The following is a 15,303-nucleotide window of genomic DNA, read 5'->3' as shown; positions in this document are numbered from 1 at the left end:
CATCGCGCAGCAAGGATACGACGTCCTCTGCGCCGCAGGACGAGCCACGCGCCCCGCCCTCGTCCGCGTGCCATGGCATATCGAAGGCCTCGGCCGACAGTGCGTACATCCTTTCGCTTCGCTGTGAGTTGTGACCAGGGCGCTCGACCGCGGTTGATTCCGGCGTCGAGCATCGCTGGATGCCATGCGGACGAGCGCCTGTCGAGCCTCGATCCCGGCGCCGATGGGTCACCCGGAGCGGCATTGGCGGGCTGTTTTGCAGCTGTTTTCGCGCTGGTGCCGGTCAGATCATGTGTTGAGTGAAGAACTGTAAAGACGTTTTCATAAGCGTGATGTCGCGAGCGTGGCGCAAGGCAGCGAGGTGGTGGCGCGCGCCGGCGCACCCGCTCTTCCGGCGGGGCGAGGGCGATCCGGGCGCCCACCGCCGCTCGGTCGGCTGCGCCGCTCGGGTCGCCGCGAGCGCACCTCGGCCGCGCTCTCTGGTAGCGTGGGCCCGTGCAGCCTCGCGCCACCGCCTGCCGCGTCCTTCCTGCGATCGTCCTCGGGGCCGCTGTCGCCCTCCTCGCCCCGGCCTCGGCGCAGGCCGCGGATCCGGCGCCCGCCGTCGCGATCGACCTCGGGGGGGTGCAGCTCGATCTCGTGCTGGTGAAGGCGGGGCGCTTCCGCCAGGGCACGCCGCCCGCGGAGGCCGGGCGCGGCGACGACGAGGCGGTCCGGGACGTGACCCTCGGCCGCGACTTCTACCTGGGGAAGTTCCCGGTCACGGTCGGGCAGTTCGCGCGCTTCGCCGCGGAGACCGGCTACCGCACGGAGGCCGAGGTCGGCGCCTCCGGCGGGTTCGGGTTCGACGGCAAGGGCCTCTCGCAGCGCAAGGAGTTCACCTGGAGGACTCCCGGCTTCCCGCAGACCGACGTGCACCCGGTGACGCTGGTGACCTTCAAGGACGCGGGCGAGTTCACCCGCTGGCTGACGCAGAAGACCGGCCGCGCCTTCGACCTGCCGACGGAGGCGCAATGGGAGTACGCCGACCGCGCGGGGACCCGGACGCGGTTCTACGCGGGTGACGCCGACAGCGCCGCGGCCGGCATCGGGTGGTTCAAGGGCAACGCGGGGAGCGGGACGAGGCCTGTCGGGCAGAAGCAGCCGAACGCCTTCGGCCTGCACGACATGAGCGGCAATGTCTACGAGTGGTGTCGCGACTGGTACGGCCCCTATGCGCCCGGCCCGGCGGTCGACCCCGAGCAGACGGCGCCCCCGGCCGGCGACAAGCCCCGCCGCGTGCTGCGCGGCGGGTCGTGGCTCAAGGACGCGAAGCACCTGCGCGCCGCGGCGCGGTACCGCAACGATCCCGGCAGCCGCAACGCGGACAACGGCTTCCGCGTGGTCGCCGCGCTCTCGGCGAGCGCCCCCGCCGCGGCGCCTGCGCCGACCCCGCCGCCGGCGGCGACCGCGCAGGCGCCTCGCTCGAGCTCCTGGTCGACCGCGGCGACGGTGGGGTTCGTCGGCGGCGGCGTCGTCCTGGCCAGCGCCGTCATCGGCCTCATCGGCCTGCTCGTGCACCGCGCTGTCGGCCGCAGGCCCCTGCGCGGGGCGCCGCCCGGCGTGACGTTCCGGCCGCAGGGCGACGGCTTCTGGCTGCACGCGCCCCCGCACCTGCACGGGTCGATGCTCCACTACCGCTGCCTCGTGAAGGGCGCGATCCGGCGCGCGTCGGTCCCGATCGAGCCGGGCCCGCGCGGGCAGTTCGTCTACACGGGCGGCGTCCCGTCCGCCGTGGAGGTGGAGCAGATCGGCGCGGCCGCGTGGGCCGCTCCGCGCGCGGCCGGGTGGGCCGCGGCGCCGTCCGCCGCGCCGCGCGCGGCCGCCGGGGGGTACCGGTCGAGGGACCGGATCTCGAGCGCGCCGGACGTGGCCACCGCCGCGCCGTTCCGCGGCTATCCGTCGGCCTACTGAGCCGCGCCGCTCGCTCTCGCATGTCTCGCATGTTCCGCAGCTCCCGCATGCGCCGCCCGCTCTGCGCCGTCTTTGCCGAAGCGCCCGCGCACCGCGCCCGCGCCGGCCGCACGCTGCGCGCGCTCCGGCTCGCCGGGCTCGCGCCGGTCGACCTCACGGCGGCGCCGCTCGCTGCCGCGGCGGAGGCGCTCGCGGCGGGGCCTGTGTGGCTCGTGCGCGGGGGCGCCTGGCCTGCGCCCTCCGCGGCGCTCGAGCCGGACCCGTTCCCGCCGCCGAGCGACACCGGGCTGCCGCTCTGCGCGCTCGGCGCCGTCCTTGCGCCGATCGACCTCGCCGCGCCCTCTGTGGCCGAGCCGGACGCCGCGGCGTGGGCCGAGCTGCTGCGCGCCACGGGCGGCGAGCTGAGCCGCGCCGCGCGCGCCCGCCGCGCTCCGGGGCTGCCCCGCGCGGCGAGCGTGTACCTCGACGGGGCGCTCGCCGCGGGCGTCGCGGCGCGGCTCGGCGCGGGCGAGCCGCTCGACGCCGCGCTCCAGGGCGAGCTCGGGGCGCGGCGGGCGCGCGTGGTGCGGCACGCGCCGCTCGACGTGTGCGACGACGCGGCGCCGCGGGTCGCGCAGGTGGTCACCAGTCTGCAGCAGGGGGGCGCCGAGCGGATCGCGATCGACCTCGCGAGGGAGCTGCCGCGGCGCGGCGTGCGCTCGCTCGTCTGCGCGGTGTACCGGCCGACCCGCGCCACGTTCGCCGCGCCGCCGGGGGCGCTCGATCTGTCCGATGCGCGCGGCGATCGGGAGGCGCGCTTCGACGCGCTCGCCCGCGGGCTCGCCGCGTGGGGCGCGGATCTCGCGCACGCGCATCTGTTCGACGCCGAGGATCTCGCGCGGCTGTCCGCGCGCGGGTACCGCCCGCTCGTCACAGTGCACAACGTGGCTGCAGGCTGGCCGGCGGGGCTCGATCGCCTCGCGCCGGACGACGCGGCGCTGCTCGTTGCGTGCGCGCGCGCGGTCGAGGCGGAGCTCGCGGAGCGCGCGCTGCCGATCCCGGCGCGCACGGTCTGGAACGGCATCGACCTGGCACCTGCGGAGGCGGCGCGCCGGGCCGAGGCGGCGGAGGCGCATCGGTCCGGCGGGGCGGAGGCGGTGCGCCGAGCCGGGGGGGCGGAGGCGGTGTGTCGGTCCGGCGGGGCAGAGGCGGTGCGCCGAGCCCGGTCGGCGGAGGCCGCGGCGTGGCGGAGGCGCCTCGAGATCGGGCCGGACGACCTCGTCCTGCTCGCCGTGGCGAACCCGCGGCCGCAGAAGCGGCTGCACCTGCTGCCTGGAATCCTCGCGGCCACGCGGGCCGCGCTGGCGGTGGCCGGCGATCCGCGGGCGGCTCGGCTCGTCATCGCCGGGAGCGCATCGCCGGGCAGCGAGCAGGCGCTGGCCGCGGAGGCGGAGATCCGCCGCGAGGTCGACCGGCTCGGCCTGCGCGCCGAGGTGCGCTTCGCGGGCGCGGTCGGCGACGTCGCCGGGCTACTCGCGGCGGCCGACGTCCTCGTGTCGCCGAGCGCCCACGAGGGGCTGAGCCTCGCGCACCTGGAGGCGCTTGCGGCGGGCCTCCCGGTCGTCGCGACCGGTGCCGGCGGCACCGCGGAGATCGCGGCCGAGACGCCGGCGATGGTCCACCTGCCGCTCGACGCCGCGCCCGAGCGGTTCGCCGGGGCGATCGTGGCGGCGGCGCGCGCCGGCGCCGCGGGCGGCACGCGCGACGCGTCGACGAGCGGCCAGGAGGTCGTGGCGGAGGCGCGTGCCGACGCAGGGCCGCCGAGCGGCCGGGAGGTCGTGGCGGAGGCGCACGCCGGCGTAGGGTCGCCGAGCGGCCGGGAGGTCGTAGCGCGGCACTTCAGCCTCGCGCGGATGGCCGAGGGGTATGCGCGGCTCTATCCGCGGGCGATCGCGCGGAACCGCGGCCTGCGCCGGCGAGACGGGCTGCTCCTCGTCACGAACAACTTCTCGATGGGCGGGGCCCAGTCGAGCGCGCGCCGGCTGCTGCTCGGCCTCGCGGCGGCGGGCGTGCGCGGCCGGGCGGCCGTGATCGAGGAGCAGCCGGAGTACCCGACGCCGGGGCGGCGCGCGCTCGTGGCCGCGGGCATCCCGGTGCTGGCGGTGCCGCCGCCGGCCGACATTGAGCCGGCCGAGGCGGTGGAGCGCCTGCTGCGCGCGATCGAGGAGGACCCGCCCGAGGCCGTGCTGATGTGGAACCTGATCGCCGAGCACAAGGTGCTCCTGGCCGACGGGCTGCTCGACGTCCCGCTCTTCGACATCAGCCCGGGCGAGATGTACTTCGCCTCGCTGCGCCGCTATTTCGCGTCGCCGCGCCGGGGGCTGCCGTACCGCGCGCCGCGCGACTATGGCGCTCGCCTCGCGGGGGTGATCGTCAAGTACGGGGCCGAGGCGGCGCTCGCCGCCGAGGTGCTCGGGGCGCCGGCGCACGTGGTGCCGAACGGCGTGGCGCTCGGCCCGCGCCCGATTGCGGCGCCGCGCTCGACGCAGCCCGAGCCGCGCGCGTCCGGCGGCGGGCGCGCGTTGCTCGCGATCGGGACGGCGGCGCGCATCCACCCGCACAAGAAGCTCGACGAGCTCCTCGCCGCGCTGCGCCTCGCGGCGCCGCGCCTGCCGCCGCACGTGCTGCGCATCGCGGGCGGCGTGGAGCGCGGCGCCGAGGCGCACGCCGAGGAGCTGCGGCGGATGGCGGCGGGGCTGTCGGTCGAGTGGGTCGGCGAGCTCGCCGACACGCGCGCGTTCCTGCGCGAGCTCGACGTGTTCGCGCTGATCGCCGAGCCCGCCGGGTGCCCGAACGCGTCCCTGGAGGCGATGGCCGAGGGGCTGCCGGTGGTAGCCACGGCGGTCGGCGGCATGTCCGAGCAGGTGGACGACGGCGTGACAGGCCGGCTGGTGCCGCCGGGCGACGCGGAGGCGCTCGCCGCGGCGCTCGTGGAGCTTGGCGCGGATCCGGCGCGACGGGCGCGCATGGGGGCGGCGGGGTGGGAACGCGCGCGGGAGCGGTTCTCGCTGGAGAGGATGGTCACCGACTACGTGGGCGTGTGCTTGGGCGGGCGGAAGGTGCGGGGGAGGTGAGGTGAGGCGCTAGCCCCGTGGAACGTTCTTCGTGTCGATGCTCTGGGCAGGCTGGCACGCGCTATGATTCCTCACGAACGAGGGCGAACGGCAGATATTTACGACGATGATCCTCGGCGCTTTCCTGTTCGGCCTGGCGTGCGGCGAGATCGTGCGCTCGTTTGTCACGTGCCGATCGGTGAGAGCATCGCCGCCGCCCTCATGTCTCTGGATGCGCTCCGGAACAGGGCGGCGTTAGCTGTTCTCGGCGCATTTACGCGGACTCAACAGCATGACCCGCATGTCGCGCGCGAGCTGCATAGTATAAGTCGCGTTCTCGCGCACGAAGTCGTCGAGCCCGCGAACCGGCGCCGTCAAGGGTCGCAGCCGCAACTTCCCTTTCACGACGGCGAGGCGCCGGACGCTTGTGGGAGGCGCGCCCACGAACTCGAGCAGGGACTCCGCAAGATGATGCCGGGCAAGGTCTACCTGATATTCCATCTCCCGCGGAGCGAAGACGTTGATGATCCCCGGCTCACGAAACGCCTCAGCAGGGGCGACGGTCATCGGCGCGCCGCTCCATTCGAGAATGCCATGGACGCTCGCGACATACGACCCATCAACGACGAAGAGCTCGAGGAAAGGCGGGTCCGCGCCATTCTCACGCAACACCGGATGGATCGCCGGGATGATGTTCAGCGGATTGAAGATGTAGAGCGAGATCGTCGCGTTGTGGCGCTTCGACGCAACAGCGCCAAGGTACTGCAGCAACGGCTCGGTCCAGGCAGAGCGCCTCCCGAGAAAGCACCTCAGGGAATCGATGGCGTGCTCCCACGACCGAGCATGCCGCGGGCTCCCGGAGAACTGGAACGAGAACCGGTTGTCTCCGTCGATGTCCATGATGCGGCGATGGATGTCGACATCGGTGAAGACGACGTCGTTCGCGACCCGTCTTCCGACGCGGATCGTCCTGCTTACCTGCCACTCGTTCAGTATCTCGATGGACTTGCTCGGGGTGCCCCGCTCCCAGTCGGCATACTTCCCGCGCAGGTGCCTGCGGATCTCTTCGGCGAGCGCGTCGGCCAGCCGCCACGGACCATCGGCGTACGCGTCGGGAGCGTGGATGGGATGATCAGGATCGAGGCTCTCGAGGACCTGCTCCTCCATCTCGTCCGAGAGCGCCGTCATCACCAGGTAGAGCCCGAAGGGGAAGATGCCGTGCCGTCGCTGATTGTGATCGACGACGAGCGCCACAAACTCCACAAATTCGTATGTCTCGAGCTTCGGCAGCAGGGCTGAGATGAACTCCGTCCGGTGGCGCTCGCTCTCGAAGAGGAAGAGCTCGTGCTCACTATCGAACTCAAGCTCGGCCGGCTCCTCCGACAAGGGCGGGACTTGCTTCGCCTTCAGCACCTGGCCATCGGGGCTCACGTCGATCTCGAACCCACAGATTTCGTAATCTCCGATCCGAGCAAGCTCGGAGAAAGGGACGAGCAGTTCGTGCCAGACCGTCGAGACCAGAAAGCAGCGGATGCGGTGCTGTGGAACCCCGAGGCTGACACGGAGCAGGTAAGTGTACTTGATGAGTTCGTGAACCGCCTGCCGTGCGGACTGGTCGCTGCGCTTGACCTCGATCACGACGAGGTTGTTCGATGAATCGCGCGCGAGGATATCGAGGCGCCCGCCAGCGCCATGGGGGCTGGAGAGCTGCACTTCCCTATCGCGCTCGCTCACCGTCAGCCCAGGCTCGAGCAGATCGAGCCTGGTTGCCAAGCTGTCGCGGATGTGCTCTTCTCGCATCGTGCTCCTGGATGACACTCAGGTCATGCGCGTGGAGGGGTAGCCTACTCTCCAGCGGCCCTGCCCTGTCAAGCGCCCTCAGGTGAAGCTTACGTTCTGCACGGAGGGCGCTTGCCCCCACCGAGCTGGGCTGGTGCCGGCTTCCCTTCAGCTCTCGAGCAGCAGTGAATTTGCCTATGTGTGCGCGAAGTACGTACCGTGCTCGAGGTCGGCGAGCCTGCGTTCTCGGGCTTCCAGCCGAACCGCGCCTGCGTGAGCGCGCTCGCCGCTGGGCTGTCGAGCGCGAAGAACCCGCCGAGCCAGCCGAAGCGCTCCTCGGGGACCGATTCGACCGGCAGCTCGAGCTTGCGGCCGATCACGCCGGCAATGTCGCGGATCGGGATCCCCTTGTCGCCGATCGCGTGGAGTCGCGCGCCGGCCGGCGTCTTCTCGGGCGCGAGGACGAACAACCGCGCGGCGTCGAGCTGATGCACCGCGGGCCACGGGGTCTCGCCGCCACCGATGTACCGAATGAGGCCTCGGAAGGCGGATCGCCGCCCAGCCGGCGTCACTTCAGGCGCAGGTAGAACTCCGCCACGTCGAGGCGGTTCATCGAGCCGGCCGGGCCGGCGGTGATCGCATGTTGACCGGCGACCAGCAGACCGGGCGCGGACAGCGCCTTCATGCCGCCTTCGATCTGCGTCGCCGTGGCCCCGGACGCGGACAGATCGAGGCCGTCGAGTGAACCGCTCAGGTTGGTGTTCAGGCTGTGCTCGGAGAAGGAGGGACAGGGATACGTCACGCACACGATCCCGCTGCTGTCGACCCGAGAAAAGTGGCCCTTCGGCGCATTGCCCGTCGCCCCGAGCCAGATCTCGCTGGCGATGAGGACGTCGGCCGGCCGCGACCGCAGGTCGCCGAGCTGGACCTGCTTCAGGCCGCCGCGGACCAGCGCCTGCCCGGCACCGAACGCCTCTCTGGCTTTGGCCTCGGTCGAGCGATCGAGCCCGAGCCCGGATAGATCCAGCTCGAACATGTGGCATTCTTCTTGCCAAGTTCCATCGGCGCAGCGGGTCACGCTTGTGTTGACGCGGGCGACGAAATGGCCGCCGCACATCGGCGCGGCGCATCTGCGGTAGTCAGGATGGGTCGCGATGAAATAGTCCGCCACGGCGACCTCGGCCGCGGCCAGCGCGCCGACATCGTCCTCGACGTCGAGCTCGGCCTGGGCGAGGTCCCCTGCGACGCCGCCCTCGCGCGGGGCTTCGCAGGCGAGCGCTGGCGCGGCCAGCACGCCGAGCAGGGAGAGCAGCGAGAGGCGATGATGGGTGAGATTGAACATCGGTGTTCTCCAGGAGCGGACACGGGTCAACGTGGATGCGAGCGCCTCGGCCGGTCCGCTAGCTCGGGGCGCCTTCATGGGCTTCCACGCGTCGAGGGGGGCGAGCTGTCGCGAGCACGGTTCGCCCCTGCCGCCCTGCCATCTGCTCGTCGTGCTTCGCCCGGAGACGATCGCTTCCAACGAATGAATGTAGTGTGCTAGCAGGCCTGCCGAGTGAAAAGCTGGTCGGAGCAAGAATTCGACGAGCGGCGAGGCGTCGCGAAGTTGGCCTGACTTTAATTCTTCAGAATAAATTCACAGGGAGGCGGGGAGGCGGGGAGGGAAATCTTTGAAGTTACTCCCTGTCTCTCGGCTTCTTCGCCACGACGAACGCAACCATCTTCCCGCCACCAACCTCCCGCTCCTCGATCTCGACGAACCCTGCCTCGCGCATCTCGCGGAGGATCGTCTCGCGATCGTAGCTGTGGACGGCCGGCGCTTTCCCGAACCAGCGCATTACCGTGATGATCGCGCTGTAAGGTACCCAGGTGCCGCCGAGGCAGACGTTGGACGAGATGAACGAGCCGCCGGGCTTGAGGAGCTCGAAGATTGTCTTGAGGGTGCGCCGCCGATCGGGGACGAGGTGGAGGATGGAGTAGGCCCAGGCGCTGTCGAAGTGCTCGGGCTCGTACGGCGTAGGTCCGTCCAGCGTGCCCTGGCGAAAGGTGACGTTGGTCACGTTTTGGGCCTGCTTCTTCTGGTTGGCGATGCGGATCATCTCGCCCGAGACGTCCATCGCGTGGATGTGGCCGGCGAACGGCGACATCTCCAGGGCGAGCGAGCCGGTGCCGCAGCCGATCTCGAGGACCGTCGAGCCCGGGCGCAGGTGCTCGCGGGTGATGGCCTTCTTGCGCTCGAAGGCGGTGACGTTCTCCACCGGCTTGGCGGCGTACTTCTCGGCGATGTCGTCCCAGAATTTGGCGTCGGCGGTCGTGGTCGTCATGGTCGACGAATCTACGCACGCGGCGCGCCTGCGCCCGGTGCAAGTTCGTGACGCAGGGGCGCAGTTTCGCGCCACCCCTCGGCCTCGCCGCGAAACAGCGCCGCGCGCTCCGTCATCGCCGCGGTGATGCCCTCGCGCGCGGCCCGCAGGCGCGCGTTGTCCCGGAGATCGCGGTGGCTGAGGAGCCAGAAATCGGCGACGTGGCGGAGGTCCGGCCTCGCGAGGCGCTGCAGCCCGGGCTCCGGATCACCGGCGTACGTGGGTAACATCACCCAGCCGAGGCCCGCGTGTGCGGCCTCGATCATGATCGCCATCGACTCGAACGTGCCCCAGAGGGGAACCTCGGGATAGCTCGACGAGGCGACGAGCTCCCTGGCGAGCCTGTTCACGGTGGATCCGAGCCAGCGCGCGGGGCGCGCGCCGCGCTCGGGATCGAGCTGGGCAGCGTGCGCGGTCGCGACGTAGTTGCAGAGGGTGATGGGGACGAGCCGCCGCCCGATCAGGTGCTCGGGCGGGGACGCGCTGGGCAAGAGCGCGCGCACCGCGACGTCGGCCTCGCGCTTCGACAGATCCAGGTTCTTGGCGTCGGCATCCAGCTCGAGCTCGATGCCGGGATGCTGCTCGCAGAGGCCGGCCAGGGCGCGGAGGAGGATCTTCGCGATGAACGGGTCGGTGCACGTCACCCGCACGGACCCCTCGAGCCGCGCGTCTTGCCCGGCGAGGCCGCGCTCCAGCGCGGCCATCTCCCGCTCGACGCGCTCCGCCCCCGAGACCATCTCGTTGCCCGCGTCCGTCAGCTGGTACCCGTCGCGGTGCCGGTCGAACAGCTTCACGCAGAGCCGTGCCTCGAGGGCCTCGACCCGCCGCGCCACGGTCGAGTGGCTCACGCCGAGCATCGAGCCCGCCGCGCGGACGGAGCCCGTCCGAGCGAGCGCGAGGAAATGGCGCACGTCATCCCAGTCCACGACGCCGCTAGAAGCCCTGGTAGTCGACCTTCATCTGATCATACGGAGCGATCATGCTCTCGATGATATCGCCGTTCGGCGAGAAGATGCGCTCATGCCACTCGGTCGGCTCCCAGATGAAGGTGCCGAGCCCGCGCTTGTCGGGGATGTTGAACATCAGGTCGTTGGCCGCGCGCTTCTCCCACGAATACTCCGCCACAACGAACTTCAGGTCGGGATAGCGCTTCACGAGATCATCGAAGTTCGCCTTCCACCCCGAGGGCGGCCCCTGGTACTCCGTGTAACAGGACTGGCCGAGCACGTCGAACTTGACGCCCTGCCCGAGCACCCCGTCGACCCACCAGCGCGTCGCCGCGTTGTCGTCGCAGCGGTCGAGGTGCAGCATGACGGTGATCGTGTCGTCGGCGTCCTTCACGCCCTGGATCCCGGCCTTCAGGAGCGAGCCGAGCCCCTGGAACGCCTGCCCGGTGACGAACCCGTCAGGCCACAGCAGCCCCTGCGGGATCTCGTTGCCGATCTGGACCATGTCCGGGCGCGCGCCGGCGGCGCTCAGCTGCTCGATCGCGTCCCGCGTGAACTCCCGCATGGCGGTCGCCAGCGCGCCGCCCTCGAGATCGGTCCAGGCGACGGGCTTGTGTTGATCGTCGGGGTCGGCCCATACGTCGCTGTAGTGAAAGTCGAGCAGGAACCCCATGTTCGCTCGCTTCACGCGCCGCGCCATCTCGATCGTGTGCTCGAGATCGCAGAAGCCCTCGCGCGAGTAGGGGTCGTCGTCGACGGCCGCGTCGGCGTATACCGCTGTCGGGTCGTTGAACAGGCGCAAGCGGATCCAGTTGAACCCGTGCGCCTTCAAGATCTCGAGGATGTCCTTCTCGACGAGCTCACCCGTCCGCGGATCGATGTCGCGGAACACCTTGCCTCCGGCCTCGCGCTCCTGCACCCAGGAGATGTCCGCGCCGAGGATGAAGCCCTGGGGCGCGCCCGGCGTCCCGTCGCCACCGCTCCCGCCCGTGCCCGCGCTGCCCGCGCCCGCGCCGCCCGCGCTCGCGGAGGTTCCACCCGCGCCGCCGGTGCTCGCGGACGTTCCACCCGCCCCGGCTCCGCTGCCGCTCGTGCTGCCGCTCGCGCCGCCCGCTCCGCTCCCCGTGGACGCCTCGGCGCCCGTCGACGCGGCCTGACCGGCGCCGCCCCCGCCGGCCGCCCCGGCCCCCGAGCTCTCACCGCACGCGGCGAGCGCCGGAAGCAGCGTCACCACACCCATCCTTCTCAGCTTCTGTCGCAGCATCCCTGACCCCGGCCAGGATCCTACCATTGGCCATGCGCGCGATCACGACGCACGAAGAGGGCGCGCCCACGATCGCGGCGCTGCCGGTAGAAAGATCCGCTGTCGATAGGTGCCAGGGCGCAGAGCGCCAGGGCGCAGAAATGACGAGAGCCCGCCGCACAGCGTGTGCGCAGCGGGCCCTCGGACTGCTCACAGACGATGGTTGATTGCTATTCCGGTCCCTTGCCCATCCAGTAGCTCTCGGGCGGGCCCAGGAGGCTCTCCTTCACGCCACCGGCGTCCACCACGATCTTCTGGACGATCACGCCCGGATGGACCATCCACACCTTCAGCGTGTGGTCACCCGCCGCGGCGATCGTGTGCTTGGTGCGCATGATGTTGGCGTTGTCCGAGGTGTGCCGCTCCCAGATCTTGTTGCCGTTGCCGTTGAGCTCGACGGCGTGGCTCGTGTTGACCTTCTGGACCGGGCCGTTGTCGAACGACACGGCGTACTGCAGGCCCTCGGCCCAGTTCTGGAAGTTGTTCCTGGGCGACACGTAGACATAGACATCCACCGGGCCGCTGCTCGTGAGGTGCATGTCATACTCGAGGCGAGGCGACGCGCCGCCCGGCTCCTGGGGCTCGGCCGTCACAGGGAACGGCGTCACGCCCGACCCGGTGCGCCCGATGTCCGGGAGCAGCTTCCACTCGACGTCATCCGTGCCGATCGCGCGGCTGAAGTGGTCCGCTTCCATCGAGACATAGCCGTTCGCCTCGATGAAGCGGTTCGGCTTCCAACCGACCTGCCGCGGGTCCTCGACGCGGGCCGTGACCACCACCGAGCTGCCGTCCGAGCCGGTGACCGTGATCGGGACCTCGACCGGGAACGTCTGGTTCGTGGGGATCATGACCCAGTCCACCCGCACCGTCGCGCGCACCTCCTTGTCGACGACACCCTGGCTCGGGTAGACGTTCAGCCACGGCGGGCACGGCGTGTTCGCGGCCCAGCCGGTGGGGCACTCGACCGGGAGAGCGACGTCGATCGTGTACTCGAGCGGCGCGCTGCCGCGGTTGAACACCTCGATGTACTGCTCGGGCTGCGTCTGATACCGGCTGAACGCGGGCAGCACGGGGGCCGTGGTGCTCCCGTCGCCTGCGCCCGTCCAGAAGTCGCTCGATCCGTCGATCGCCACGCCGAGCTCCGCCGCTTCGGGGACATCGATCGAGACGAGCTCAGGCCAGATGAACTCCTGGATGTTGTTGTACTGGTGCTCGGGCTGCTGCCAGGACGGGTTCCCCGGCGCGCCGTAGCCGATGTGCGGCTGCGTCTGGAAGCCTTCCCACTTCCCGTCGGCGAGATCGTGATTGTAGTAGTAGGAGAGCGCCAGATCGTCCTGGAGCCGCGCCTCCGCGACGGCCGCCATGTCGTTCGTGGCCGCGCGCCCCTGCGCCGCGTAGAGCTTGTTCTTGAACCCTGCCAGGCGCAGCGCGTACAGGTTGGCGGTCGCCTTCACCTGGTAGAGCACGAGCTGGAAGTAGGCGTCGTGCGCCTCCTCCGGCAGGAGCCTCTCCACGAACTCCGCCTGCGACGCCAGCGCCTCCCACTCCTCCGTGACGCTCTCGAGCTCACGGTAGTTCGTGAGGCTGAACGGGCTCGCGCCGTCGTCGTACGTGATCGCGGCCGTGTCAGGATCCGGAACGTCGGTCGTGGGCGCGCTGACCATGAGATCGTAATCGACCGTGATCTTCCGGTTGGTCAGCTCCGGTTTCCGATCCGACTGCAGCAGCGAGTAGCCGTGCAGGATGTCGGCGATGATGTCCGCGTGCTCGGAGCCGAACTGCTGCTCGGTCCACCGCCGCTCCCAGTCGCCGATGCGCTCGACCGGCCAGCGGTCCGGGTTCCACGCGTAGTCGAGGAAGAACTGGAGCGGGAGCTCCTCGTTCTTGAAGTCTCCGACGTTGACGACCCAGAGCCGATCCACGCCGTAGTTGTAGGCGAGGTGGAGCTGCTCCCAGACGTTGGGCAGGAGGATCGTGTCGACCCACTTGTAGTTACGGCCGCCGCCGACGTAATCGAAGTGGTAGTAGAGGCCGTAGCCGCCGGCCCGCTCCTTGCCGAGCTCCGGCAGGCGCTTCATGTTGGACCAGTTGTCGTCGCAATAGACCACCGTGACGTCGTCCGGCACGGTGATGCCTTCGTCCCAGTAGCCCTGGATCTCCTTGTACAGCGTCCAGACCTGGGGGATGGTCGTCACGTCCTTCCCCGTCACGTCGGCGAGGATCTTCCGCTGGGACTCGACGATGTTCTTCATGAGCGGGATGCCGTCCGCCGGGGGCAGGCTGACGTCGCCAGGGCCGCGCATGCCGAGCGTGACGACGCCCTCGATCTTCTCGTCGACCATCCGCTGGATGCCCTTGGTCCAGTGCTTCTTCAGCGCATCGGAGTTCACCGAGAAGCGCCACTCGCCGGTGCCGCCGTACGGATCGCTCCCTGCCTTGGTGATGGTGCCTGCCGCATCCCTCTGCGCCGCGACCACGTGGCGATTCCACTCCTCGATACCCTGCATCATCGGGGCCTCGTGCGAGGTCCCCATCACGATGCCGTACCGCGTGGCCGTCGCGTGGTTCTCCGGGTCGTCCTCGCCGAACGCACGGCCCCAGACGGCGGGCCAGATGTAGTTCGCCTTCATGCGGAGCGCGACCTCGAAGATCTTCTCCCAGTAAAGGTGGTTGAGCCCTCCGGGGAAGCCCTCCGCCTTGCCCGGCCCGAACATCTTGGCCGCCCAGTTGCCCGTCGCCGGGTTCTCGTCGTTGATGAAGAACCCGCGGTACTTCACCTTCGGCTCGCCCTGGGTGTGCTGCCCGGGGAGCACGAAGAGCGCCTGCTTCTTCTGGGCCGGGACGTCGTCCCACCAGTACAGGGGCGACACGCCGATCTGCGAGGAGAGGTCGTACGCGCCGAAGATGGTGCCGCGCTGGTCGCTGCCCGCGATGACGAGCGCTCGGTCCACGCCCTCCACCGGTTGCTCGACGATCTGCGTGACGAACGTCTCCCACTTCCCCGTCAGGCCGGAGACGTCGAGCCGATCGTCCGCCACCAGCTGATCGATGATCGGGCTGTTGCCCACCGTCCCGACCAGGACCACTTCCTTCGCCGACGCCGGGATCTCGTTGCTGACGGCCGCGGCAGCGCCGGTCACCCGCTGGATGTCCGTCGCGAGGTCGTCCACGACGCGGTTCACGCCCGCATAATCGCTCTCGCTGACGACCAGCGGAGCGACCTTGCCGCCCACGGCGAGGGGGAAGCGACCCGCTCCATCTTCGGTTGAAACGTACTTCTCCAGGGAGCCCGTCACCGGGTCGACCGGCGACACGGGCGTCTCGCCGGGCGGGCCCTCGGGCCCCGGCGCTCCGGGCGTGCCGGGCGCGCCCGGCTCCCCCGGATCGCCCTTCGCTCCATCCGACCCGCAGGCGGTCAACGAAGCGAGCGACATGGGGAGCAGCAAGCAGAGTAGCGAGGATCCGATTCGACCCTTCCTGATGACCATGCGTGCGTAACTCATAACGGTGTTTCCCTCGTTGATGCGGCTGACCGGCGTCGTCGACGCGCCCGCGCTGGACACGGGCCGTGACCTCCGGCGCTGAGGCCGGGCGCTCCTATGCAATCGTCCAAATCCCTGCGGCGATCCGCGCGATCGTGATCGCGATCCCGGTGATCACGAGGCGCTGTTCCGAGCGAACACGCGGTGGCGATCCGGGTGATCACCAGAGCGTGACATGCACACCGACGGTCCCGAGGCCCGCAGCGAGGCGCCCTTGACGCGCGGACACGGTCCGGCGCGGAAGGCCCCTCGCTGCACGCCGCGTCGCCTGCGGTCGGGCTGGGTTCCGTGGTCGATAAGTTGTTGACAGATGAAGCTCGGAGG

Annotated in this window: 8 protein-coding genes and 1 pseudogene; 2 read left to right on the top strand and 7 right to left on the bottom strand. The window is 70.5% G+C overall.

What is annotated here, in order from left to right; genetic code table 11:
* The first annotated feature begins 495 nt into the window (after positions 1–495).
* Both WMF44_RS35825 and WMF44_RS35820 read left to right on the top strand, forming a co-directional pair.
* Positions 496–1,953, top strand: a complete 1,458-nt coding sequence (locus tag WMF44_RS35825) for a formylglycine-generating enzyme family protein (RefSeq protein ID WP_437294533.1) — start codon at positions 496–498, stop codon at positions 1,951–1,953.
* 29 nt (positions 1,954–1,982) lie between these two features.
* Complete coding sequence (locus tag WMF44_RS35820) at positions 1,983–5,066, top strand: glycosyltransferase (protein WP_437294532.1); 3,084 nt, start codon at positions 1,983–1,985, stop codon at positions 5,064–5,066.
* Positions 5,067–5,300: 234 nt separating this feature from the next.
* On the opposite strand, the gene WMF44_RS35815 is transcribed toward WMF44_RS35820, so the two are convergent.
* From WMF44_RS35815 to WMF44_RS35785, 7 genes and pseudogenes are all read right to left on the bottom strand, one after another.
* Positions 5,301–6,845, bottom strand: coding sequence for an endonuclease NucS domain-containing protein (locus WMF44_RS35815; RefSeq protein WP_437294531.1), 1,545 nt, complete (start codon positions 6,843–6,845; stop codon positions 5,301–5,303).
* Between the two features lie 174 nt (positions 6,846–7,019).
* Positions 7,020–7,366, bottom strand: a pseudogene (locus tag WMF44_RS35810) (3-beta hydroxysteroid dehydrogenase); the annotation flags it as partial.
* Between the two features lie 26 nt (positions 7,367–7,392).
* A complete protein-coding gene (locus tag WMF44_RS35805; protein WP_437294530.1) occupies positions 7,393–8,166 on the bottom strand; it encodes a DUF6748 domain-containing protein in 774 nt (257 codons plus the stop codon).
* A gap of 334 nt (positions 8,167–8,500) precedes the next feature.
* Positions 8,501–9,148: a class I SAM-dependent methyltransferase gene (locus WMF44_RS35800; protein WP_437294529.1), complete on the bottom strand. Its 648-nt coding sequence runs from the start codon at positions 9,146–9,148 to the stop codon at positions 8,501–8,503.
* A gap of 11 nt (positions 9,149–9,159) precedes the next feature.
* A complete protein-coding gene (locus WMF44_RS35795; RefSeq protein ID WP_437294528.1) occupies positions 9,160–10,113 on the bottom strand; it encodes a LysR family transcriptional regulator in 954 nt (317 codons plus the stop codon).
* 7 nt (positions 10,114–10,120) lie between these two features.
* Positions 10,121–11,365 (bottom strand): glycosyl hydrolase 53 family protein, encoded by a 1,245-nt coding sequence (locus WMF44_RS35790; RefSeq protein WP_437294527.1) that lies wholly within the window; start codon positions 11,363–11,365, stop codon positions 10,121–10,123.
* 242 nt (positions 11,366–11,607) lie between these two features.
* Positions 11,608–14,871 carry a glycosyl hydrolase 115 family protein gene (locus tag WMF44_RS35785; RefSeq protein WP_437294526.1) on the bottom strand — a complete coding sequence of 1,088 codons (3,264 nt, stop codon included), beginning with the start codon at positions 14,869–14,871 and terminating at the stop codon, positions 11,608–11,610.
* Positions 14,872–15,303: the final 432 nt, after the last annotated feature.

This window comes from Sorangium sp. So ce426, assembly GCF_051475585.1.
GTDB lineage: Bacteria > Myxococcota_A > Polyangia > Polyangiales > Polyangiaceae > Sorangium > Sorangium cellulosum_B.
Note: the sequence above shows the minus strand (reverse complement) of the source record. Positions and strands in the feature narration are given on the sequence as shown.

What these genes read in the sequence shown, in the direction of transcription:
- WMF44_RS35785 (WP_437294526.1), bottom strand. Translation starts at nt 14,871, where the DNA reads ATGTCGCTCGCTTCGTTGACCGCCTGCGGGTCGGATGGAGCGAAGGGC.
- WMF44_RS35815 (WP_437294531.1), bottom strand. Translation starts at nt 6,845, where the DNA reads ATGCGAGAAGAGCACATCCGCGACAGCTTGGCAACCAGGCTCGATCTG.
- WMF44_RS35800 (WP_437294529.1), bottom strand. Translation starts at nt 9,148, where the DNA reads ATGACGACCACGACCGCCGACGCCAAATTCTGGGACGACATCGCCGAG.
- WMF44_RS35820 (WP_437294532.1), top strand. Translation starts at nt 1,983, where the DNA reads ATGTTCCGCAGCTCCCGCATGCGCCGCCCGCTCTGCGCCGTCTTTGCC.
- WMF44_RS35805 (WP_437294530.1), bottom strand. Translation starts at nt 8,166, where the DNA reads ATGTTCAATCTCACCCATCATCGCCTCTCGCTGCTCTCCCTGCTCGGC.